This is a genomic window from Lacticaseibacillus hegangensis (genome assembly GCF_003946465.1).
GTDB lineage: Bacteria > Bacillota > Bacilli > Lactobacillales > Lactobacillaceae > Lacticaseibacillus > Lacticaseibacillus hegangensis.
This window is the reverse complement of sequence record NZ_RHOL01000033.1, coordinates 1-21,091: the sequence shown is the minus strand read 5'-3', so window position 1 is coordinate 21,091 and position 21,091 is coordinate 1. Positions and strand designations below refer to the sequence as shown.

General features: G+C 56.9%; 22 protein-coding genes. 10 read left to right on the top strand and 12 right to left on the bottom strand.

Annotated features, from left to right (window positions below):
• Window positions 1-4: 4 nt before the first annotated feature.
• From EKM86_RS10055 to EKM86_RS10040, 4 genes are read right to left on the bottom strand one after another with little or no spacing between them, the layout of a single operon-like run.
• Entirely contained in the window at window positions 5-631 is a 627-nt protein-coding gene (locus tag EKM86_RS10055; protein ID WP_125757581.1) for a metallophosphoesterase, read from the bottom strand.
• Window positions 628-1,362, bottom strand: coding sequence for a YibE/F family protein (locus EKM86_RS10050; RefSeq protein WP_125757579.1), 735 nt, complete (start codon window positions 1,360-1,362; stop codon window positions 628-630). Before EKM86_RS10050 ends, EKM86_RS10055 begins: the two co-directional genes overlap by 4 nt.
• The gene (locus EKM86_RS10045) at window positions 1,349-2,449 is read right to left on the bottom strand and encodes a YibE/F family protein (protein WP_125757577.1); all 1,101 of its coding nucleotides are present in this window, start codon (window positions 2,447-2,449) and stop codon (window positions 1,349-1,351) included. The genes EKM86_RS10050 and EKM86_RS10045 overlap by 14 nt, the downstream gene beginning before the upstream one ends.
• On the bottom strand, window positions 2,415-2,732 hold the full coding sequence (locus tag EKM86_RS10040; RefSeq protein ID WP_125757575.1) for a hypothetical protein: 318 nt from the start codon (window positions 2,730-2,732) through the stop codon (window positions 2,415-2,417). The genes EKM86_RS10045 and EKM86_RS10040 overlap by 35 nt, the downstream gene beginning before the upstream one ends.
• A gap of 79 nt (window positions 2,733-2,811) precedes the next feature.
• Between EKM86_RS10040 and EKM86_RS10035 the strand changes: the two genes are divergently transcribed.
• From EKM86_RS10035 to EKM86_RS10025, 3 genes are all read left to right on the top strand, one after another.
• Window positions 2,812-4,122: a glycerophosphodiester phosphodiesterase gene (locus EKM86_RS10035; protein WP_125757573.1), complete on the top strand. Its 1,311-nt coding sequence runs from the start codon at window positions 2,812-2,814 to the stop codon at window positions 4,120-4,122.
• 70 nt (window positions 4,123-4,192) lie between these two features.
• Window positions 4,193-5,596: a dipeptidase PepV gene (gene pepV, locus EKM86_RS10030; RefSeq protein WP_379909450.1), complete on the top strand. Its 1,404-nt coding sequence runs from the start codon at window positions 4,193-4,195 to the stop codon at window positions 5,594-5,596.
• A gap of 56 nt (window positions 5,597-5,652) precedes the next feature.
• Window positions 5,653-6,402 (top strand): biotin--[acetyl-CoA-carboxylase] ligase, encoded by a 750-nt coding sequence (locus EKM86_RS10025; protein ID WP_125757569.1) that lies wholly within the window; start codon window positions 5,653-5,655, stop codon window positions 6,400-6,402.
• 43 nt (window positions 6,403-6,445) lie between these two features.
• On the opposite strand, the gene EKM86_RS10020 is transcribed toward EKM86_RS10025, so the two are convergent.
• A complete protein-coding gene (locus EKM86_RS10020; RefSeq protein ID WP_125757567.1) occupies window positions 6,446-7,126 on the bottom strand; it encodes a YjjG family noncanonical pyrimidine nucleotidase in 681 nt (226 codons plus the stop codon).
• Between the two features lie 115 nt (window positions 7,127-7,241).
• Between EKM86_RS10020 and EKM86_RS10015 the strand changes: the two genes are divergently transcribed.
• Window positions 7,242-9,725, top strand: a complete 2,484-nt coding sequence (locus tag EKM86_RS10015; RefSeq protein WP_125757565.1) for a transglycosylase domain-containing protein — start codon at window positions 7,242-7,244, stop codon at window positions 9,723-9,725.
• Between the two features lie 59 nt (window positions 9,726-9,784).
• Here EKM86_RS10015 and ccpA read toward each other — a convergent pair whose 3' ends face one another.
• On the bottom strand, window positions 9,785-10,786 hold the full coding sequence (ccpA, locus tag EKM86_RS10010) for a catabolite control protein A (protein WP_125757563.1): 1,002 nt from the start codon (window positions 10,784-10,786) through the stop codon (window positions 9,785-9,787).
• A 188-nt stretch (window positions 10,787-10,974) separates the two neighbouring features.
• On the opposite strand from ccpA, the gene EKM86_RS10005 reads away from it, so the two are divergent.
• Together EKM86_RS10005 and EKM86_RS12410 are read left to right on the top strand one after the other, a co-directional pair.
• Entirely contained in the window at window positions 10,975-12,078 is a 1,104-nt protein-coding gene (locus tag EKM86_RS10005; protein ID WP_125757561.1) for a M24 family metallopeptidase, read from the top strand.
• Window positions 12,079-12,421: 343 nt separating this feature from the next.
• Window positions 12,422-12,574, top strand: a complete 153-nt coding sequence (locus tag EKM86_RS12410; RefSeq protein ID WP_164506243.1) for a hypothetical protein — start codon at window positions 12,422-12,424, stop codon at window positions 12,572-12,574.
• A gap of 99 nt (window positions 12,575-12,673) precedes the next feature.
• Here the strand turns inward: EKM86_RS12410 and EKM86_RS10000 are convergent, their stop codons facing one another.
• Both EKM86_RS10000 and EKM86_RS09995 read right to left on the bottom strand, forming a co-directional pair.
• Entirely contained in the window at window positions 12,674-13,207 is a 534-nt protein-coding gene (locus EKM86_RS10000; RefSeq protein WP_125757559.1) for a YtxH domain-containing protein, read from the bottom strand.
• A gap of 11 nt (window positions 13,208-13,218) precedes the next feature.
• Window positions 13,219-13,656, bottom strand: a complete 438-nt coding sequence (locus tag EKM86_RS09995; protein WP_125757557.1) for a DUF948 domain-containing protein — start codon at window positions 13,654-13,656, stop codon at window positions 13,219-13,221.
• A 169-nt stretch (window positions 13,657-13,825) separates the two neighbouring features.
• Between EKM86_RS09995 and EKM86_RS09990 the strand changes: the two genes are divergently transcribed.
• The 3 genes from EKM86_RS09990 to EKM86_RS09980 all read left to right on the top strand — a co-directional run bounded on the left by EKM86_RS09990 (window position 13,826) and on the right by EKM86_RS09980 (window position 16,240).
• A complete protein-coding gene (locus tag EKM86_RS09990; RefSeq protein ID WP_225419401.1) occupies window positions 13,826-14,701 on the top strand; it encodes a mechanosensitive ion channel family protein in 876 nt (291 codons plus the stop codon).
• An 18-nt stretch (window positions 14,702-14,719) separates the two neighbouring features.
• Entirely contained in the window at window positions 14,720-15,613 is an 894-nt protein-coding gene (locus tag EKM86_RS09985) for a DUF368 domain-containing protein (protein WP_125757555.1), read from the top strand.
• A 129-nt stretch (window positions 15,614-15,742) separates the two neighbouring features.
• The gene (locus EKM86_RS09980) at window positions 15,743-16,240 is read left to right on the top strand and encodes a GNAT family N-acetyltransferase (protein ID WP_125757553.1); all 498 of its coding nucleotides are present in this window, start codon (window positions 15,743-15,745) and stop codon (window positions 16,238-16,240) included.
• 30 nt (window positions 16,241-16,270) lie between these two features.
• Here EKM86_RS09980 and cbpB read toward each other — a convergent pair whose 3' ends face one another.
• The 4 genes from cbpB to EKM86_RS09960 all read right to left on the bottom strand — a co-directional run bounded on the left by cbpB (window position 16,271) and on the right by EKM86_RS09960 (window position 19,905).
• Window positions 16,271-16,756 (bottom strand): cyclic-di-AMP-binding protein CbpB, encoded by a 486-nt coding sequence (gene cbpB / locus EKM86_RS09975; RefSeq protein ID WP_125757552.1) that lies wholly within the window; start codon window positions 16,754-16,756, stop codon window positions 16,271-16,273.
• Window positions 16,757-16,908: 152 nt separating this feature from the next.
• Window positions 16,909-17,607 (bottom strand): LutC/YkgG family protein, encoded by a 699-nt coding sequence (locus tag EKM86_RS09970; protein ID WP_125757550.1) that lies wholly within the window; start codon window positions 17,605-17,607, stop codon window positions 16,909-16,911.
• Window positions 17,600-19,075, bottom strand: a complete 1,476-nt coding sequence (locus EKM86_RS09965; RefSeq protein ID WP_125757548.1) for a LutB/LldF family L-lactate oxidation iron-sulfur protein — start codon at window positions 19,073-19,075, stop codon at window positions 17,600-17,602. Before EKM86_RS09965 ends, EKM86_RS09970 begins: the two co-directional genes overlap by 8 nt.
• Window positions 19,072-19,905 carry a (Fe-S)-binding protein gene (locus EKM86_RS09960; RefSeq protein ID WP_125757546.1) on the bottom strand — a complete coding sequence of 278 codons (834 nt, stop codon included), beginning with the start codon at window positions 19,903-19,905 and terminating at the stop codon, window positions 19,072-19,074. The genes EKM86_RS09965 and EKM86_RS09960 overlap by 4 nt, the downstream gene beginning before the upstream one ends.
• A gap of 353 nt (window positions 19,906-20,258) precedes the next feature.
• Here EKM86_RS09960 and EKM86_RS09955 point away from each other — a divergent pair, with 353 nt between their 5' ends.
• Entirely contained in the window at window positions 20,259-21,008 is a 750-nt protein-coding gene (locus EKM86_RS09955) for an MIP/aquaporin family protein (protein WP_125757544.1), read from the top strand.
• Window positions 21,009-21,091 lie beyond the last annotated feature (83 nt).

Genomic DNA, 21,091 nt, shown 5'->3' with positions numbered 1-21,091 from the left:
TATTCTAATTATTAGACTCAGTAGCGTAGGCCTTGAGGAAGGCCTGCTTGGCAGCGAACAGACGGTGAATCTCAGCGGCGCTCAGCGGACTGCCCCAAGGCAGCGCGGCAATTTCAGGCACCAAGGCTCGCTCCGGGGCGTCCACCCCAACGTTGATGTCCTCGGCAATCGGCATCATGCTATGGTGGATGTGCCCGTGCAGATTCAGCGTCTGCTTGGTGATCCCCAGCACCATCGGGTAGTGCGTCATGATGAACTGCGTGTGATCGTCCTTAATGATGGTCCCCACCGAATGAAACAGAAACTTCGGTCGCCCATGCCACCCTGGATCGTTTGCATGCAAGAACTTGAACCGCGCCTGGTAGTCGTGATTGCCCTTGATAAAGTCAATCTGACCATGAAGCTGAGTCAAGATGGCCAACACTGCTTCCTCAGTTGGCATCGCCTGCGGGTTCATGGCAATGTCCCCTAGGTGGTAAACGCGGTCGTTCTCGTCATCGACACGGGCGTTCCAGGCCTGGATCATCGCATCGTTCATCGCCGCCACCGAGTCGAACAGACGCGGGGCAAACTGATTGTTTCCTAATAGGTCCGCATGGAAAAAATGCGTATCGGCAATAAAATAGTTCACGCTTGGTTTCCTTTCTCTCGCGTCTTGACGACCCACATCGTCAGCGGCACAGTCACCGTGACCGCAATCATCGAAAACAGGACCTGGATCAACTCGCCGGCGAAAATTTTATTGTTCAGTACCTGCCAGAATGGGTACTTGAGCTGGGTGAACCAGATGAACAGCCCCGCGAACCCGCCGAAAAAACCGAAGAACAACGTGTTCAAGGCGGTGCCGATAATTTCACCGCCCATTTTGGTCAGTCCTGACTCGCTGGCCTGAGTGCCAAGTTCTGCCATCCCGGCGGCCACGGCCACTGCGGCCTCTGCGATCGCGCCAAGCGTGGAGAACAGCGCAGTGGCGATCAGAATATTTTGAAATGAAACACCGATCAGCAGGTTGTAGCCTTCTAGCTCCTCGGAATCCTCAGTGCCAAAGCCCTGAACATGGGCCAGCCCGACACCAATCAGAATCACTGCCAGTACCAGCACGGTCACCAGTAGCGAGGCCACAAATGCGGTCGCTGCCACGTTGCCATCCGCGGTGGACAGAAAAATTGTGGTAGCCAGGACCACGAAGGCAATGACCACTGCGACACCAATGGCATTAAACCCACCGGCGATCAGGATCACTGCAAGCACCATCAGAACCAAATTGATCAGCAGTGCCATAAAATTACTGAAACCTTGCTTGCCGCCAACAAGCAGCATCAAGATCAGCAGTGCAAGCAGTAATGCTTCAAATGTGCTCATCAGTTGCCCCCTTGCCTGTGACGGTGGCCAGCCCTGCCGTTAAAGGCACCGCCAGCACAATCCCGAACGCTGACACTAGCGCCTGGGCAAAGCCTAGGCCCATCACCCAGATAAACGTCTGAGTCAATGCATTATCGTTGCGCAACCATAAGATGCTCTCACTGAAGGTATCCGCGATAAAAATCATGAACAGCACGGCAATCAGCGGCCCCATCACGTTGCGCCCGATCGCCATGCCGGCTTTGAACCGGCGTTTCGAATCCCGCGGCAGCTGCATGACGGCCACTGCGATATCATTGCTTTCATCTAATACTGCACCCAAAGAACCAATGATGATTTGGACAAAAAACAGCAGCTGGGGCACCTGCGTCACGTAATTCATCGCCTCAATGTGCAGGTCGCGGTACTGGGTCAGATTGAAAAGGCCATAGCCCAGTGCGACCGCCAGTGCCGTGGCGCCAATGGTGGCGGTCGCAATCACCGCCGCCTGGCGCGAAAAGCCGGCAATGAACACCGTCGTCACCAAGGTAAACAGCACCGCCATGCCGGAAAAAAGCAAGTACGCCAGCTGCTGGTTGGCGGGCGAAGTTTCCAGGTGCAATGTGATCAGCAGCAGGATGACATTGGCCAACAAACTGCCAAACGTCAGCCAGACCCGGCGCTTCACCACTAAAGCCATCAGGGTCAACGTCGCCGCCAAGAGGCCCAGCACCACGCCATCGCGCTTCACGTCTTGCAGCTGATAGCTGCCGTTTTGCCTTTGGACAAAGACGGATTGGCCAACGCGCAGCCGCGTGTCCAAAGCGCCAGATGCAGAGAACGTGTTACTAAAGCGAACCAGCCGGCCCTGCCGGCTGGTGTTCAGCAAGCGCCCACTCACGTGCTGCTGGGTCGTGTGATCCACGTTGTTAAAATTGTCGACTTGGCGCTGCGGCCGCTCATTTTGAACGCGCGTCAGCCGCACCACGGGCTGCGGGTAGAGCGGGCCATCGAACTCGCAAAGCCCGAACACAAATAAAAAGGCGAGTATGGGCAGCAGCCACCGCCACTGGCTACCCGATATGATTTTGCCGTAAAATTTCTTCATACGCATCCTTCACCGGGCCGGCCGGCTTATCCCAAACTTCCCACTGTTCAATGTCAAACGGCGGGAACTGGTAATGCGAGTTAATGTATTCCTCGTACACGCGAACGGCGTTAGAGTGCGGAATGTTGAGCTGCAGAATGCGGACCTGCTTAATCAGGCCCTTGATTGCGGCCTTTTCTGCGCGGCCATTCATCATGACATTGCCGAGCTCCAGATAGGTCGACCCGTCATTTTGAGTGATCTCCTGGATCAAATCGAACGTTTGATAATCTTGTTGTTCCATGGTTTCCTCCGCTCGTTGACACACATATTGATAAAGTGTGCTAAAGTTTTTTAATAGTAACCGAAAGGAGTGACGCGTGATGGCAAAACGGATGCTTGTAGCCCTAGTCTGCGGCTTGTATTTCGTGCTGACTGGCTTTGTGGTCGTCGGCCATCGCGGCGATCCGCTCAAGGCCCCTGAAGAAACTTTTCAAAGCGACGACATGGCCTTCCAGGACGGCGCCGAATACGTCGAGCTCGATGTCCAAGAATCCGCAGACGGTATCGTGGTCATTCAACACGACCCCAACTTGCTGCGCACAACCGGCGTTAACGCCGCCATTGCGCAAACGCCATTCGCGACATTGCAAGGTTATCATACCAAAAATGGCGAACCGGTTCACAGCCTGCAGGAACTCTTTACCCATTATCAATCAGGCAATCAAAAGTTTCTCATTGAAACCAAGATTGAAAAAGGCGTGCCGCATCCCCAGTTAGAAGCAAAAATTGCCGCCTTGGTCAACCAGTACGGCATGCAAAACCGCGTGATGTTTCATTCCTTTTCACTGAACAGTCTCAAGCGGCTGCAAAATGTGCTGCCCGAGTGTCCCCGCCTCTTCATCGTGGGGTCGCTGAAGCGCATTAATTACGCGGTATTTCAATACGTCAACGGGGTCGATATCTCCACCGACCTGCTCACCCCCGAGCTGGTCAGCTCGCTGCACGCGGTGGGCCAGAAGGTATTCGCCTGGGACGAGATGACGGAAACCCCTGCCAAGTGGCAGTGGCTGGCAAATTTGAACATCGACGGGGTCGTGACCAACTACCCGGCCATCGCGCACCAGTACGCCCAGCTCAAAGCGGCGGCGGTCACGGTGCACAAAGAAGGCCTGGCGACCAACCTCTCCAGTGCGGCACTACCCATCGTTCGCAATCCCTACGCCCCGACACCGACTGGTAAAACCGTACCGGCTCAAGCGGCGTTTGAAGTGAAAAAGGCGGTGGCCGGCAAAGCAGGGACCTACTACCAAATCAGCCAGAACCAGTTTGTACCGGCCCTGACCATTGCACTGGCGCCCCAGGCTGGGCCGCTGAATCAGCTGGTTGGCCAGCGTGCCTGGGTCCACACCGAGCACTTAGCCGCCGTCTTGCACCCCAGCCCCAGCACCACCAGTGGGCGCAGCGCCTTGGCACTGAACAACTCACAGATCACCATCGACGCGGTGCATCAGGCCGGTGCCACGACTTGGATCCACATCTCTAGTGGCTGGCTGAAGCTGTCCGAGTGCCTGCTGAAATCGCCCATCACCAGTCTCCAGCTAACCCCTCATCAGGAGGCATTGCCGGCAACGGCCGTGGCCCTGAGGCTGACACCTGATTCCGCACTGCTCAACTTACCTGTCCTCGGATAGTTTTTGGTGGAGTGCGGCGCAAGCAATATGATATGGTTTAATTAATCAACTAAAGAAAGCAGGGATGACCATGACCAACTGGCAAGACGAAGCTGAAAAGATCCGCCCGCAACTGCTGGCGGATCTCAGCACACTGCTCAAAATTGACTCCTCTCGGGATGTTGCGCACAAGACTGACGAGTTTCCCCTTGGCCCGGGGCCGGCTAAGGCACTGCAGGCCATGCTGGCGATTGCCGAACGCGACGGCTTTGAGACCCTCAATGTCGATAACGTCGCCGGCCGCATTGCGTACGGCGACGGCGATGAAATTTTTGGCCTGTTTGGCCACATGGACGTCGTCCCAGCCGGACCGGGCTGGGAAACCGACCCGTTCACACCGACGGAAAAGGCGGGCCGGCTATACGCGCGCGGATCCTCAGACGACAAGGGGCCAAGTATCGCCGCCTATTACGCGCTGAAAATCGTTCGCGACCTGGGCCTGCCGGTCAACAAGAAGATCCACTTCATCATCGGCACCGACGAGGAGTCGGCATGGGTCGGCATCAACCGTTACCTCGAAACCCAGCCGAAGCCGGACTTCGGCTTCTCTCCTGACGCGGAATTTCCCATTATCAACGGTGAAAAAGGGATCGCGACCTTTGCCATCACCTTCAAGCCGCAACCGGCTGCTGCCAGTGCGTTGACACTGACCAGCTTCACCGCAGGCCTGCGGGTCAATATGGTGCCGCAAAGCGCCACCGCCACCTTGAGCGGCACCTTGCCAGACACCTGGCCAGCGCTTTTGACCAGCAAAAACGCCGAGCCAGGGATCACGATTGAAAGTGAGCCCACCGCAGACGGGATCACCATCACGGCAACCGGCAAAGGTGCCCATGCCCAGGAGCCAAAAGACGGGATCAACGCGGCCACTCATTTGGCCAGCCTGCTGGCCAGCCTTCACCTCGACTCGACTGGTCACGCGTATGTCCAGGCCATCGCCGAGCACATGCACGAAGATTCGCGCGGCCACCACCTAGGCATTGCGCATACCGACAGCCTGATGGGCGACCTCACGGCAAGCCCGGATTTATTCACCTATCAGCCCACTGGTGAACAAAGTGTCATGCTGAACGTCCGGTATCCGCAAGGCACCGATCCCGATCAGATCATCTCGGCAATCACCGCAACACTGGGTGCGGCCAACGTCGCCGTCACGGTTTCCGGCCACGCCCAGGCGCCGCATTATGTGCCGAGCAGCGACCCGCTGGTCAAAACCCTGCTGGATGTGTACGAAACGCACACCGGCCAGCCCGGCCACGAGCAAGTGATCGGCGGCGGCACTTACGGGCGCATCCTCGACCGCGGTGTCGCGTTCGGGGCGCTGATGCCAGACGCTGAAAATGTGATGCACCAAGCTAACGAGTACATGACCATCGACAGCCTGATTCAAGCCGTCGCCATCTACGCCGACGCGATCAGCCGCCTGGCCAACTAAGTCAATCAAAAAAGCCGCGAACGACTGTCGCGGCTTTTTTGCCGGAGCGATAAATCATGCTTACCCAATCTTTGACCCACCAGCTGCCGCCAAAATGGCGCGCTGGCCTGCACGTATTTGAGACCATTGACTCGACCAACTCAGAGGCGCAAAGACGCCTGGATAGCGGCGAGCAGTCGCCCCTGCTGCTGCTCGCCCGCGCCCAAACCGCTGGCCGCGGCCGGCATGCGCGACGGTTCGAGTCGCCGGCCCGGACCGGTCTCTACTGGACGCTGGTGATGGCCGCATCGGCCCAGCTGCCGCTGAACCTGATCACCCCCGCCGCCGGGGTCGCGCTACATGCGGCAGTGGCCAAGGTCCTGGCAGTCGACACGCAGCTCAAGTGGGTCAACGATCTGTTGAAAAACGACCGCAAAGTCGCCGGGATCCTGACTGAGGTGGTCCCTGCCCAGCCGCGGCGCATCATGGTCGGCGTGGGGGTCAACTTCACGAAAGACCCGCGACGCCCAGAGGCAGCGGCCGGTCAGCAAATTGGCAGCCTGCTGGACAGCATTCCCGATGCGGCGACCCAGGCGGCACTAGTCGCCCAGTTTGTCGCCCGCCTTGACGGTCTCCTGGTCCGGCCGACTCGGATCATGCCCGAATTTCGCGCTGCCGCTGCCTGGCTGGGTCAACCGGTGAGTCTGAGTGAACCCGGCCATGTGGCCAAGGGACGGCTGGCCGGGTTTGCCGATAACGGTGCCCTCATCTTGGAGACTGAGCACGGCAGGCAGCAGTTTCAAGACGGCACTCTGCGCCGTCAATAACCAACAGGCCCTTGTGCAGTGACTCGCACAAGGGCCTGTTTGGTTATTCTGCCGCGATTTTGGTCAGATCCGAGAATTCACTGAGCTGGTACACTGGGGTGATTGCCGTCCGATTTGGCAGCAGGTGCGGATTGAACCACACCGAGTCGATTTTGGCATTGAGCCCGCCTTGAATGTCCGAGGTCAACGAATCACCAACAATCAGCGTGCGCTTGGCGTCAAAGTGCGGGATGCGCTTTTCAATATAGTCGAAGAACGCCACTGTGGGCTTGGGCGCCCCGATCACATCCGACACAAAAATATCGGCGAAGTAATCGATCAAGTTGGCCTTTGTCAGCCGAGTGTGCTGCACTGGCTCGATTCCGTTGGAGACCACATACAAACGGTAATCACGCAGCGCCGCCAAAGTCTCAGCGACATGCGGCAAGACGATGGCCTGCTGATCAAGCCGCTTGTGATACGCTTTTTCCGCCGCCATGCCACTGGCATCGATCTTGAACTCAGTAAACAGCTGCGCGAAGCGGCGACTAAAGATCTGCTCTCGCGCGATCCGGCCAGCCTCAAACGCCACCCACAAGCCGGCGTTGATTGTCAGGTAACGGGCCTCGATTGCCGGGGTGTAGCGCACGCCTAGCGCCTCGATGGTCTGCTTCAGGCAAATCAGCTCGCCCGCCTTAAAATCAAGCAGCGTGTCATCAACGTCAAATAAAATCGTGTTGTACATGACGGCCTCCCAAAAAGTGTCTTACCAGTAGTCTATCACGCAAGCCAAAACACCGGTTCATTTTTTGGGGTATAATACCACCAAGTATCCGCAACAGCTCACAGGGGGAACAGCCGTGACAAAAAAGCACCGCGCAGGCAACCAACCATCTAGCCGCGAGCCACTGCCAAAGCTCAGTCGGCAGACCTGGCCGCTTTACCTTCAAGTGGCCCTGCGCACCATCAAATCATTGATTTACTATGGCACCGGATTTGCCATCATTGCCGGTGCGTTTGCCGTCGGGCTGCTTGGGGGCTACTTCGCCGGCATCGTGGACAACACCGCTGTGCCAACAAAAGCCGCCATGACCCAAACGTTGAATAACGTCGACACCTCCACCCGTTTGTATTATGCGGACAATGTCGAAATTGGGCCAGTCAAAAGCGATCTGATCCGCGACACCGTCAAGCTCAGCGCCGTGTCGCCATGGCTGCAAAAAGCCATTGTCAGCACCGAAGACGAGGATTTTTGGACCAATAAAGGCGTGGTCCCTAAGGCGCTAGTTCGGGCAGTCATCACTGAGCTGACCGGCCTGGGCGGGCAAACCGGCGGCTCGACACTGACCCAGCAGGTCGTTAAGCTCCAATTTCTGAACTCGCAGACGACTTTTAAGCGCAAGGCCACCGAGATCGTGCTCGCCTTGCGCCTGAACAAGTACTACACCAAAGCGCAGGTGCTTGAGGAATACCTCAACATCATCACCTTGGGGCGCAACAACAAGGGCCAAAACATTGCAGGGGTACAAACCGCGGCGCAAGGCCTGTTTGGCAAGAATGCCAAGGACCTGAACCTCGCCGAAAGCGCGTTTATCGCCGGCCTGCCGCAAAGTCCTTCCGCTTACACGCCGTATGAGAACACCGGCGCCTTCAAGCGCGACTTGACCCCCGGTCTCAACCGGCAAAAAACAGTCCTGTTTCGCATGTACCGCGCTGGGACCATCACCGAAAAGCAGTACCAAGAAGCGCGCGGCTTCGACCTCAAGGCCGCTTTCCTGCAGCCGGGCAGTGCCAACGACACCAGCCACTCTTCCAGCTACGTCTACAATATGGTCGAATCGGAAGCCAAGACCATTTTGGGCCGCCAGCTGGCCAAGGCCGATGGGCACACAGCCGCAGACTTGGCCAAAAATGAGGACCTGAAGGCGACCTACGAAAAAGAGGCCGGCCAGCAGCTCACCACGCGCGGCTACCAGGTGCACTCGACCATCAACAAGCAAGTGTACGACGCGATGCAAGGCGTCGTCGCCCAGTACAAGGGCACCTTTGGCCCCACCTATACGAATTACGTCAAAGATCCCACCACTGGCGGCTACTCGCAGGTCCCCCAGCCCGTCCAAAATGGGAGCGTATTGCTGGATAACCAGACCGGCGCCATTCTCGGCTTTGTCGGCGGGACTGCGGGTGAAATCAACCACATTTACACGAAGCGGAGCCCGGGCTCATCGATCAAGCCGACGGTGGTTTATGGCCCGGCCGTTGAGAATCAGTTGATCGGCTCAAAGACCATGCTGGCCGATTTTAAGACCAACTTTGCCGGGTACTCCGTCACCGATTATGGCGGTGTGATTTTGAACAAGTTCGTCGACGCGACAACGGCCCTGAAGAATTCCTACAACATTCCCGCCGTCAACTTATACAACGAAGTGATGAAAAAGGTCAACGTCAAGTCCTACATGCAGAAAATGGGCGTCACCAGTTTGACCGACGACGACTACGCCAACCTGGGCTTGGCTTTGGGCGGCGCCAAGTACGGCGAAACCGTTCAAGAGGCCGCCGGCGCCTTTGCCACGTTTGCGCGCGGCGGCACTAACGTCACCCCCTACGTGATCGATAAAATCGTGGATCCCACTGGCAAGGTCATCTATCAGCACAAGGAGCAGCCGCGCCAAGTCTTCTCAAAGGCCACCAGCTACATTCTCAGCCAAATGCTGCACCAAACGGTGACCTCTGGGACCGGCACGACCGCTGGCGGCAACGTCGCCTTTAACGCGGCCAACCTGATCGGCAAGACCGGGACCTCGAACGATTACAAGGACCTGTGGTTCATTGGCTCCACCCCTGGCATCACCATGGCCAGCTGGATGGGGTATGACAACAACAATGGCGCCAACCACGTGATGAACTCAAGCGGCTCCACCATCAATCAGCGCTACTGGGCTGCGCTGGCCAACGCCGCGTATCGCTACATTCCGGATAAGTTCAAAGTGAACGCGGCCATGAGCCAGCCCAGCGGCGTCCGCGCCGTGGCCGTCAACAGTCAGACCGGTGAGAAAAACGGCGCCGTCACGATTGGGGGCACGACCCTCAATTTGACCGGCCCCACCACGACGAGTCTTTACTACAACTTCACCCCTGGTGTCACCTCGGCGCAGTTCGGCATCGGCGGCACCGCCCAGAATTACGCCGATTTCTGGGCCGGCCTGAACGGGTCCGCTGACAAGCCAGAGCAGGCAGACGCCTCATCGAGCAGCAGCAGTGCTTCTAGTGCTTCCAGCCCGTCAAGCGAAAGCGAAGTCAGCAGCAGCGAAGCCAGCAGCGAAGCTGCCGCGCCGCCAGAATAAATCCAGACTAAAAAAGCACCCGGCAACCAGAATCTGGTTGCCGGGTGCTTTCGCTTTCATTAGCGGGTCGACTTGCGAGTCGTGATGTCAAAGCCCAAACGAATGGTCTTCTCGTCAATGTCTTCCTTGTTCATCATCTTGGTGAGCAGGCGCATTGCCACGGCCCCGATGTCATACAGCGGCTGATCGATTGAGGTCAGCTGCGGGCGTGCCATCTCCGTCAACTTGGTGTTGTTTGACGTGATGATCTGGAAGTCGGCAGGCACCTTGACCCCAGCGTCAAGGGCACCGTCCAAGACACCCACGGCAACCTCGTCGTCGCCGACCACGGCCGCGTTCGCGCCAGCCTTTTTCAGCTGGTTGAACAGAGACAACCCGGCATGATAGCTGGTCTCAGTTTCAAAGACAAAGCTCTCGTCGTAAGCCAGCCCGGCCTTTTCCAGCGCCTGCTTGTAGCCCTTCAGGCGGTACTGGCCGTTAATCGGCTGGTTCAAAGGCCCCGTGACCAGCGCCACCTGCTTGGAGCCGGCGTTGATCAGCTGTGTTGTCGCCGCTTCAACCGCGGCGACATAATCAATGTTGACCGAACCAACCTGTTCGTCAGGATCAACGGAGCCGGCCAAAACGATCGGCGTCTTGCTGCGAGAGAACTCCTGGCGAATGTTGTCAGAAATGTCGTTGCCCATGTAGATCAGGCCATCCACCTGCTTGGCCAGCAAAGTGTTGAGGACTTGAACCTCTTTTTGCGAGTTCTCGTCTGAGTTGGCCAGGATGATGTTGTACTTATACATCGTCGCCACGTCATCGATCCCGCGCGCCAGGCTGGAGAAGAACATGTTGGTGACATCGGGAATGATGACGCCGACGGTGGTCGTCTTCTTGGACGCCAGGCCACGCGCCACCGCGTTTGGCCGGTAATCCAGTTTATCGATGACTTCTAGGACCTTTTTGCGGGTCGCAGGCTTCACATTCGGGTTGCCATTGACTACCCGTGAAACCGTCGCCATGCTGACGCCGGCCTCGCGTGCAACGTCATAAATCGTGATCGTTTGTTTTTCCATTTTTGTTTCGCTCCTCACACAGGCGCTGAGCCTGCGTTAATTTCCAATATACTGTAGCAAAAGTAAATCAGCAATGCAAGCGTTTTACTGAATTTTTCACGGTAATTTTCATAAGGCTTTTTCAGAAAGCCGCCACCGCGCGGCTGTGATATACTAACGAGGCAAAAATTTCCTAGGAGGACACCATCATGAATGACCATCTGACTCGCCTTCAGGCCTGGGTGCAAGCCCAGCAGCTTGATGTTGCCTACATCAGCAATTACACAAATATCAACTACTTTACCGGCTTCTTCTCCGATCCCGAGGAACGAATCACCGGGCTGTTTGTCTTCCCTGATGCGGAGCCGCTGCTATTCGTGCCGGCTCTATCGATCGAGGCGGTCAAAAAGGCGGGGTGGCCGTATGCCGTCGCCGGCTACCTGGACCACGAGGCGCCCTTCACCCTGATCGCCGACGCAATCAAACAGCGTGTCGCCCAACCGCTTAAGTGGGGCATTGAAAAAGACGACCTGTCTGTCTTTAAATTCGAAGCCATTCGGCAGCAGTTCCCTCAGGCCACCTTTGCCGCTGATGCGAGCCGCTTCATCGAAGGCCTCCAGCTGATCAAAACGCCGGCGGAGATCGCCGCGATGGAAGAAGCCGGTCGCCAGGCAGACCGCGCGTTTGCGGCAGGCTTTGCGGCGCTCAAGGCGGGGATCACCGAACAGGAGGTGGTCGCCGAAATCGAATACGCCATGATGAAGGAAGGCGTCATGCACATGTCTTTTGACACCATTGTGCAAGCCGGCGAGGACGCGGCCGACCCTCATGGCGGCCCCGAGCAAGTCGCAATCAAGCCCGGCGAGCTGGTGCTGTTTGATTTGGGCACGAACAATCACGGCTACATGAGCGACGCGACGCGCACCGTCGCGTTTGGCCAAGGCGTCTCGGCCAAAGCCCAGGAGCTGCACAAGGTCTGCCTGGAAGCGCAGCTCACCGCTCAAGCCGCCGTGCGTCCCGGCATGCGCGCCGAAGAACTCGACAAAATCGCCCGGGACATCATCGACCGGGCCGGTTACGGTGAGTATTTCAACCACCGGCTTGGCCATAGCATCGGCATGTCGACTCACGAGTTTCCGTCGATCATGGCGGGCAACCAGATGGCGCTGCAACCGGGGATGTGCTTCTCGATTGAACCCGGCATCTATGTGCCCGGCGTGGCCGGCGTCCGCATTGAAGACTGCGTGCACGTCACCGAAACCGGCTGTGAGCCGTTCACTCACACGCCAAAGGCATACACCGTCATCGATTAGGGTTCAGGCTCGGCGTAAGTGCCGAGCCTTTTTTCATCTGCTTTCCCCCGGGCCGTCACGCTTTGTTATTGAAAGCAGCAGCTGCCGTGAAAATGCGACCATAATTGAGGGTCAAATAAACGATGAGGCAAAAATGAGATTCTAAGCATCAGCCCTTTACCCCCTGAGGACAAGGGCTTGTGAAGCCTTTAGAGAAGCCACTGCGACAACCTTTGTGGGGTTAAGATTAGACCGCTGTCTACGCTTGACAGACACATGAAAACTAATGTATTTATTATTTGCACATTTTCGCCTAGCACGTTATGGTTATGATGAAAAATAAGGAACGAGGAGGAACGAGATTATGCCTGTATCTGATATCGAACGTGCGATGAGCCCACAAATGGGTCTGCCGAATGACCTGATGTTGAAGCTGATGCACCAGCACATCGAGCAAGTTGCAGAACATGCGCGTGTGCGCAAGGAAGCTAAAGACTCCAAGAAAGCTTCAAAGTAACTCTATATAATCAGTACCTGTGGGCCTGCGCCTGCAGGTTTTTTTTGCGTCAAAAAAAGCCGCCCGAGAAGGGGCGGCTTGCGAGAAATTGGTAATCGGTTAGGCTTGGGGCTGGTCGTCGTCTGCAGGCAGCGACGGGTCTTCGTCGTTTTCCGCAGCGTCATCTGCAGCACTGGCCGCTGCCAGATCGGCATCAGCTTGAGCCTCATTGGCGTCCAGGACCCCGTCATCTGCGGCGGTTTCAGCTTCGTCCTTGGCCTGGGCAAAAGCACTCTTGCCATCCAGGACGATGTCGTCAAACGCATCTGTGCTCGGGGTGTCTGGTGCGTCAGTCAGCTGGTCTTTTAGGGCCTGGGTTGCATCGTCATAGCTGGCAACATCCCCGTCTTCGCCCTTGGTGCTGGCTTTCTGCTTCAGGTCGGCAACGACGCCCTGTGCGGATTCACGCCATTCGGCCGTCGCGTCTTTAGCGTAGTCGTAGTAGTCCGCCGCGCGGTCAGCCAAGTCATCCTTGGTCTTGGCGAACTTTTCCTTCAGTTCATCGCTGGTTTGCGGGGTCAACAGGTAGGTGGCAGCCAGCGAACTGGCTGCGCCTAAAACAAAGCCCAATAAGAAATGACTCTTCTTTGACATATCAATGCCTCCTAATGTGTTTTCGTCTCTGTGTCCTTGTTCTTGGTAAACATACTCATGGCCTTTTGGCCAACCTTAGCCGCCACCGTGACCTTGGCACCACTTTTGGCGCCGCTAGTCACCTTTTCGGCCAGGTTCCGTGTCGAGGTGTTCAAGTCAGACACGCTTTCGCCCAGCTCACCGATCGCCGTGAACACAGGATCGATGGCTGCGACCTTGCCATTAACGTCATTCAACAGCACGTTGGACTTGGTCAACAGCGCCTCGATTTCATTCGTTAACGGCTTGATCTCACCGTTGACCGTATCCAGCGTGTGATTCACTTCCGTAACCGTCTGCTTAATTTCCTTGGTGACCCCTGACAGGCGGATCGCGATGATTGCGACCGCCAAGGCAATGATCAAAAAGGCGACCGCGGCAATCACGCCGGCAACTTCTGCTCCTGACATGCAACACCCTCCTTTAGCATACAAAAGTTCTGCATGCGTATACAATTAGAATATCATCATTGCCAAGGCGCGGCAAACGTTTCGCTAAGTTTCTGCCCTGCTCAAACGCCAGCCTAGGCGCAGCCCCTCGGGATTTGGTACACTATAAGGAACATAAGGAGCGATAAACGTGAGATATATTACTTTTACCACCGCTGTGACTGCACAGCCCAGCGCCTGGATCCGCTATTTTCAGCGAATCAACTGGAGTCAGGTGCTGGACAAAATTTTGGGGACGGCGCTGGAAATCGTCCTTTTTACCATCCTGTTCCTGCTGGTCAACAGCATCGGCAAGCGCTTGATTAACCGCGGCTTCAAATCCTACACCAACCGCCCTGGCGTCTCCAGCACCCGGTCGAAGACTATGCACACCCTGAGCATCAACGTTTTGGGCTACACTGTCTTTTTCTTCTACATGTACGCGATTCTCAGCGTCCTTGGCGTGCCGGTCGGCAGCCTGCTGGCTGGTGCTGGGATTGTCGGCATCGCCTTGGGCCTCGGCGCGCAGGGCTTTGTGGCCGACGTGGTCACCGGCTTCTTCATTTTGCTTGAAGGCCAAATCGATGTGGGCGACGCCGTCCGCTTGGGTGCAGTCACCGGCACCGTCACGGCAGTCGGCCTGCGCACCACGATCGTGAAAAGCTACGACGGGACCATCAACTACATCCCCAATCGCAACATCACCATCGTGTCTAACCTGTCGCGCAGCAACATGCAAGCGCTAGTCAGCCTGCCCATGCGTGCCGACGCCGACCTCACTGCGGTCCGAGAAGTGATCGACCAGGTCAACGACCAGCTGGTGCCAAAGGTCAAAGCGATTCGCCAAGGCCCTGAGGTGCTCGGCATGACCGAAACCGGCAATGGCAGCTTTGCCTACCAAGTCAAATTCCTGACGCAAAATGGCGAACAGCTGGCGGTCCAGCGGCAGTTTCTCGCTGCTTACATTGAGGCGTTGCACAAGGCGGGCATCGATTTGCCCAGCGCTGCTTTGACGCTGACCAAATAATCAATTGGAGGAGTGCTTTTGCTCAACGCGATAAAAGGAGCCCTGATCGGCATCGCCCTGGTGATCCCTGGCCTGTCCGGCAGTATCTTTGCCGTAGTGGTCGGGCTGTACGACCGCCTGCTCAAAGCGGTCAACCATTTCAAAGAGGCCCCAAAGCAGCACGCCAAACTGCTGGTCCCGGTTGGCTTGGGCGCAGTGGTCGGCGTCCTGCTTTCAACACGGGCCGTCTTGGTGCTCACTAACACTTGGCCCCTGGCCAGCTATGGCTTTTTCATCGGGCTGGTGCTGGGCATTGGCCCGTTCGTCTGGCGCAAGCTTCGCCAGGTAACTTTCCGCCCCTGGTATCTGCTGCTGCCGGTGCTGGGCTTCGCCGTAATTTACGGGCTGGCGCAGGTGGGCGGCGAAAAGCCAGAGAATCTGATTGCACTGACGCGGCTGAACGGGCTTGGCGACGGTTTGACCATGGCCTTTGCCGGCGTCTTTGCCGTCGCACTCATGGCAATTCCCGGCATCTCCGGCTCCATCATGCTGATGGTGATCAATCAGTACGGCACCGTCTACAATGCCGTCGCGGCGCTGGGTCCTTCGCTATCGGCACTGCTTGCCGGCGACTGGGCCAAGCTGGCCGTGCGCCTGCAAACTGTGCTGCTGCTGGTGCCGTTCATGATGGGCGCCGTGGTTGGGCTGCTCATCATCGCCAAAATCATGGAGGCGCTGCTTGCGCGCTATGAGGGGCAGGTTTACTACGCTGTGATTGGAATCGTCTTGGCAGCGGTGCTCATCCTGATTCAAACTGGCCTGCAGCCTTACTGGCCAGCCAACGGCGGCCTCGCAGCCGCGGCGACCGTGCTGGTCAGCATCGTCTTCGGGGTGCTCGCCACCATGTTTTTGGACCGGCCCGCCGGCAAATAACCGGCGGCAACATATAATGAATGCTCGAACGGCCTCCCCGCCTGTGCGGGGATTTTTTTTACGGCGCGGCTTTCCTTTTGCTCGCCACTTTTCTATAATCGAGCCAATATCAAAAAGGTGGTGCAGAACTTGACCCTTCGTTTTGAATTTGCGACGCTGCAGGAACTGCCGACAATTGTTGCCATCTACAATCAAAGCATCCCCGGCCGGCTGGCGACCGCCGACCTTGAGCCGGTCAGCATTGCCTCGCGCAAAGCGTGGTTTGCGGCGTTTGACCCCAACCGGCGCCCCCTATGGGCGATGAAAGAAGCCAACCACCTTGTTGGCTGGGTCGGCCTGGAAGATTTCTACGGCCGCCCGGCGTACGGACACACGGCGGAGATCAGTATTTACATCGAGCAGACGCACCACCATCAGCACCTCGGTCAACAGGCTTTGACCCATGTGTTCGCTGCCCTGCCAGAGTTGGATCTGCAAGCGCTGGTCGCCTTCGTGTTCGCCCACAATCAGCCCAGTCTCGGGCTGTTTGCAAAAAATGGGTTCAGCCGCTGGGGCCTGTTGCCGGACGTCGCTGAACTGGATGGCCAGCGCCGCAGTCTCGCCATTTTAGGCCGCCGCTTCGCCTAAAAAACGACCCGCATTTCGCGGGCCGTTTTTTTAATGATGAGGGGTTGCTGGCTCTTTTTCGGTAATCACGTACTGCTTGTCGAGGTTATGCCCGATGTAATTGATGCCCTTCATGACCTCACGACGCGTGACAATGCCGGTGAAGGTGCCATCGTCTTGCACCACGGGCAGAAACGCGCTATCCACCAATGCGTGCAGGACTTCTTCAATGTTGTAAGGGTCATCGATCGTCGCGACGCCAGTTTCCATCACGTCGCGCACGCAGAACTCATCGAGCGGCTTGGCTGTGATCTCATCAAGGCCGAGCATTTTATCCGTGATCATGGCCAGCGACAACAACCCTTTGAAGTGGTCATCGTTGTCCAGGACGGGAATCTTGGCGTAGCGCACCTTGGTGAGCACGAGGAAGGCGTGGCGCAGCGAGTTATCCTCGTTCACACTGGCGATCATTTCCCCTGGGATCAGGAAATGACTGCGGTTTTCGGTCATCATGTGGTCGATCGCTTGATTGATCAAATCGAATCGCTCCTTTTTCGGTACGGCTCTATTCTACCGGAATCGGGCGATGAAAGCACTCCCATAAGGCCACCTTTGCGGCTTTTTAAAGTGTGTGAAGAAACCATAACAGGCCGGATGACAATTAAATTGTGTCATCCGGCCTGCATGCGTTACTGGTCTTCCACGACGAGGTAGGTCATATCAAGCGGCCCGTGGACGCCGACAATCAGCACCATTTCAATGTCACCGGAGTTGGACGGGCCGGTGATGAAGTTGATGTTCGACGTCTGCAACCGGCCAGCCTTGATTTCACGGTCGTACCAGTCGGCGGCTTGGCGCGAGCGCGCGACGATCCGACTCGCCGGAATAACGGCCAGGTAATGAGTCGGCAGAAAATGGAAGGCCCGCCCCTGCCCTGGCGTTGTGGCCGCAGTAATTGTGCCGGATTCGGCCAGCAGGAAGTCGGCAAACCCGATCGCCGCCTCTGCGCTGGCGGCCGCTTTTAGATTTGCCTCACGGCCGGCGCCTGGAACCCAGTAAGTCGGGGTCGGCTGGACCTGCTGACGCCAGTCTTCCAACCCAAACCGTTGGTAGGCATCAGTCGTTGGCAGCAGCAAGGTTTTGGCGGCCTTGGCCTGAATAAAAGCATCTAGTGCGGCAGGCAGGTCCTTGGTGGTCGTCGTCTGGTAGGTGACATGGACGGCTTCGCTATTCGTTTTGGCCAGCGCAGCCAGCTCCGCAGGTGATTTGTCGGCCAGTGTGGTTTCCGGCAGGTCATTCACCGGCACCAACGGATGGTCTTTAAGCTGATGACGCGGCCGGCCGGCCTTTTTCGCCAGTCCCTCAAGAAACGCCTCACGCTCAGTCATCTTGCTTCGCCTCCTGCTCCTTGTGATGCTGCTTAAACCAGCTCCGGAAGTTCTCGCTGTGCTTTGGCATTTCCGGCAAATCGCGCACGTCGGTCCAGCCCTTGGCCATGGACGGTGCCTTTCTGATAATGCCTTCCGGATATTCGTTTTCGACGGTGATCGGCGCATGCTTGGTCAAGGGCGCCATGGCGACGTGATCTGCCGTCAGGGCCATGCGGAACATCGCCGGCGTCGAAGTCGCAACCCCAATGCCCTTCATGATCACGTTGTTGAACGACTTGTCCGTGTGCAGCTTGTTCATCATGACTTGCCGGTGCTTGATCAGCAGCTCATGCAGCGGAATCCGCACAGGACAGGTTTCGGTGCAGGCCCCGCACAGACTCGACGCAAACGGCAGGTCGCCAAACTGCTCATAGCCGCGCAGGACCGGCGACAGGACCGCGCCAATCGGGCCGGGATAAATCGACCCGTAGCCGTGGCCACCAATGTGCCGGTAGACTGGGCAGACGTTGAGGCAGGCCCCGCAGCGGATGCACTGCAGCACCGGTTCAAATGGGGTGCCCAGGGCATTACTGCGGCCATTGTCCACAATCACCACATAAAAGTCCTCAGGCCCATCACTTTCGCCGCTGACCTGACGGGTGGAGAAGCTGCAGTAGGACGTCAGCTTCTGCCCAACTGCCGAGCGGGCCAGCATGTTATCCAGCACCTCGGCCTCCTTGAGGCTTGGCACCAGGCGCTCCATCCCCATCACGACCACTTGGGTCTTGGGAATGGCCATGACCAGATCCGCGTTGCCTTCATTGGTGACCAGATTGATCAAGCCGGAATCGGCCACGCCGAAGTTGCACCCGGTGATGCCCATGTCTGCCTTCAGAAACGAGGCGCGCAGGTAGGTTCGCGCAAAGCGGGCCAGGTGCTGCGGATCGTTGTCGCCGGTGTAGCCCAGCTTTTGAAAAATGGTCCGAATCTGATCACGGTTCTTGTGCAGCGTTGGGAAGACGATGTGGGTCGGTTCGTCCCAGTCATCTTCCTGCAAGATAAACTCCGCAAGGTCCGTTTCCAGCAGCGACAGCCCCGGAATCTTCAGCAGCTCCTTGTCCAAATCGATCTCAGTGGTCACCATCGACTTGGACTTGACCACGTGGTGCACCTGCTTTTCTTCCGCCAGGTGCTTGATGAAGTCGCTGGCCTCTTTGTCGGTCTTGGCAAAGAAGACGTGGCCGCCGTGCTTTTCAATGTTGTCGGCGAACTCTTCCAGGTAATCCGGCAGGTAGCGAATCACATGCTGGCGGATCTGTTCACCAAGGTCTCGCCACTGCTCCCAGTGGCCAAGCTCGTTGCGCGCGGCCGTACGCTTGTCCCACTGAGCATCCTGCGCCTTGGCGACCGCTTTTTGCATGAAGGTGTCCTGCTCGGATTCCTTCAGGCGAGTCAAGAACGGCTCGTTCGAGGTTTTGATGGTCATGCGCCCACCTCCTTTTTCACGTCGCTTTGCGTAAAGCCTTGGTTGTAGCCGCCTGCGTACAGCTCATCGCGCTCGGCTTCCGGGACGTACTTGACGCGACTCGGGTCGACATTGTGATTGAGCACCTCAGCGATGTGCATGATTTTGATTTTCTCTCCGCGCCGGTTGAACCGGCCGGCGATGTTCATCAAGCAGGCCGGGTCAGCCGAGATCAAGACGCTGGCGCCGGTTGAGATCACGTCGTCAACTTTTTCATCGACCATTTGCTTAGAGATCTCAGGCTCCTTGACGGAAAACAACCCGCCGAACCCGCAACAGTTCTCAATGTGAGGCAGCGGGACCATCTTCAGATCCTTCACGTGATCCAGCAGCACAAACGGGCTGGTGCGCTCACCCAGCAGCCGGGTCATGTGGCATGACCGGTGATACGTGGCCGTCGCGTCCAACTCCGCCCCAGCGTCGAGCACGCCCAGGACGCGGTACAGAAACTGGGAGAACTCCCAGGTTTTGGCCGCGACCTGTTTTGCCTTCTCCGCGTATTCAGGGTCGTCCTTGAGCTGCACCTGAAATTCGCGCAGCATGTTCACGCACGAACCAGCCGGCCCCACGATGTAATCCGCATCAATGCTCAGCAGCGCGTCAATCTGGTTCCTAAAGACCGGCTGGGTCTCCTTGACGTAGCCGGAGTTAAAGGTCGGCTGGCCGCAGCAGATCTGCTTGACGGGCATTTCCGTGTCACAGCCGAACCGCTCCAAGACCTCCACCATCGCCTTGCCAACGTTGGGGAAAAATAAGTCCACGATACAGGTAGAAAAAATGACGACTTTCATTGCTCACCCCTCCATGTCGCTGTCCCCACACAGCATTCCTAATTAGATTCATTCCAATGTTAGTATACTCCCTGAAAGTGTGTTTGAGCACAAAGAGTCAGTAATTGACGTTATATTTTCTTCATATGAAGTAAAAATGAAACCATTTTCATTAAATCGTCGTCGGCTTACAAAGTCTGCCATGAAAGCAATTGGGACTTGTGAAATTTGCCGCGACGGTTTTAGCTTGTGCGTTATTTCATTAGTTGAAAACGCTTGCATTTTTCACAAACCTTGTTTACTATTTTCTTATCGCTTGATAAACTGAATAGCATGTCACTGCAATTTTCAGAAAATTCAATGGAGGCAGGAAAATGACTTATGATCTTTGGACCCGACTCTTTGCAGAGTTCATGGGGACCGCCATCATGGTGGCACTGGGCAACGGCTCAGTGGCAAATGTGGATTTGAAAGGCACCAAGGGCAACGGCTCGGACTGGATGCTGATCGCCGTGGGGTACGGCGCCGGGGTGATGATCCCGGCAATGATGATCGGCGGAATCTCCGGCAACCACATCAACCCCGCCTTCACCATCGGCCTCGCCGTCGCCGGCATGTTCCCCTGGGCGGAAGTGGTGCCTTACCTGATCGCACAGTTTGCCGGTGCGATGTTTGGCCAACTGTGGGTGGTGGCAGCGTACAAGCCGCACTACGACCTCACAACTGATCCGCGCCACATCCTGGGCACATTTTCCACCATCAACGCGACGTCGAGCAAGCTGAACGGCTTCATCAACGAATTCATTGGTTCCTTCATTCTGTTCTTCGGCGCACTCGGTATCACCAAGGCACCCTTCTTTCAAAACAATCTGGGGACTGCCCATATGGCTCTCGGCTTTCTGGTCGGCACCTTGGTCGCCTCGTTCGGGGGGCCGACTGGTCCAGCGCTGAACCCGGCGCGTGACCTTGGCCCGCGCCTGCTGCACGCACTACTCCCGCTGAAGCATAAAGGCAGTTCGGATTGGGGCTACGCGTGGGTGCCGGTATTGGCGCCGATCCTCGCCGCCATTTGCGCGATTGTGCTATACAAGAGCGTATTCCTGCGGGCTAAGCCCATTTGTTAGCAGGAAAATCGAGTAGGAGGTAGCCGATTAATTCGGCTACCGACCTCTCACACCACCGTACGTACGGTTCCGTATACGGCGGT

Excerpts from the sequence above, each read along its gene's own strand:
- EKM86_RS10050 (WP_125757579.1), bottom strand. The coding sequence starts at position 1,362 with ATGAGCACATTTGAAGCATTACTGCTTGCACTGCTGATCTTGATGCTG.
- EKM86_RS10045 (WP_125757577.1), bottom strand. The coding sequence starts at position 2,449 with ATGAAGAAATTTTACGGCAAAATCATATCGGGTAGCCAGTGGCGGTGG.
- EKM86_RS10040 (WP_125757575.1), bottom strand. The coding sequence starts at position 2,732 with ATGGAACAACAAGATTATCAAACGTTCGATTTGATCCAGGAGATCACT.
- EKM86_RS10035 (WP_125757573.1), top strand. The coding sequence starts at position 2,812 with ATGGCAAAACGGATGCTTGTAGCCCTAGTCTGCGGCTTGTATTTCGTG.
- pepV (WP_379909450.1), top strand. The coding sequence starts at position 4,193 with ATGACCAACTGGCAAGACGAAGCTGAAAAGATCCGCCCGCAACTGCTG.
- EKM86_RS10025 (WP_125757569.1), top strand. The coding sequence starts at position 5,653 with ATGCTTACCCAATCTTTGACCCACCAGCTGCCGCCAAAATGGCGCGCT.
- EKM86_RS10020 (WP_125757567.1), bottom strand. The coding sequence starts at position 7,126 with ATGTACAACACGATTTTATTTGACGTTGATGACACGCTGCTTGATTTT.
- ccpA (WP_125757563.1), bottom strand. The coding sequence starts at position 10,786 with ATGGAAAAACAAACGATCACGATTTATGACGTTGCACGCGAGGCCGGC.
- EKM86_RS10005 (WP_125757561.1), top strand. The coding sequence starts at position 10,975 with ATGAATGACCATCTGACTCGCCTTCAGGCCTGGGTGCAAGCCCAGCAG.
- EKM86_RS12410 (WP_164506243.1), top strand. The coding sequence starts at position 12,422 with ATGCCTGTATCTGATATCGAACGTGCGATGAGCCCACAAATGGGTCTG.
- EKM86_RS10000 (WP_125757559.1), bottom strand. The coding sequence starts at position 13,207 with ATGTCAAAGAAGAGTCATTTCTTATTGGGCTTTGTTTTAGGCGCAGCC.
- EKM86_RS09995 (WP_125757557.1), bottom strand. The coding sequence starts at position 13,656 with ATGTCAGGAGCAGAAGTTGCCGGCGTGATTGCCGCGGTCGCCTTTTTG.
- EKM86_RS09970 (WP_125757550.1), bottom strand. The coding sequence starts at position 17,607 with ATGACTGAGCGTGAGGCGTTTCTTGAGGGACTGGCGAAAAAGGCCGGC.
- EKM86_RS09965 (WP_125757548.1), bottom strand. The coding sequence starts at position 19,075 with ATGACCATCAAAACCTCGAACGAGCCGTTCTTGACTCGCCTGAAGGAA.
- EKM86_RS09960 (WP_125757546.1), bottom strand. The coding sequence starts at position 19,905 with ATGAAAGTCGTCATTTTTTCTACCTGTATCGTGGACTTATTTTTCCCC.
- EKM86_RS09955 (WP_125757544.1), top strand. The coding sequence starts at position 20,259 with ATGACTTATGATCTTTGGACCCGACTCTTTGCAGAGTTCATGGGGACC.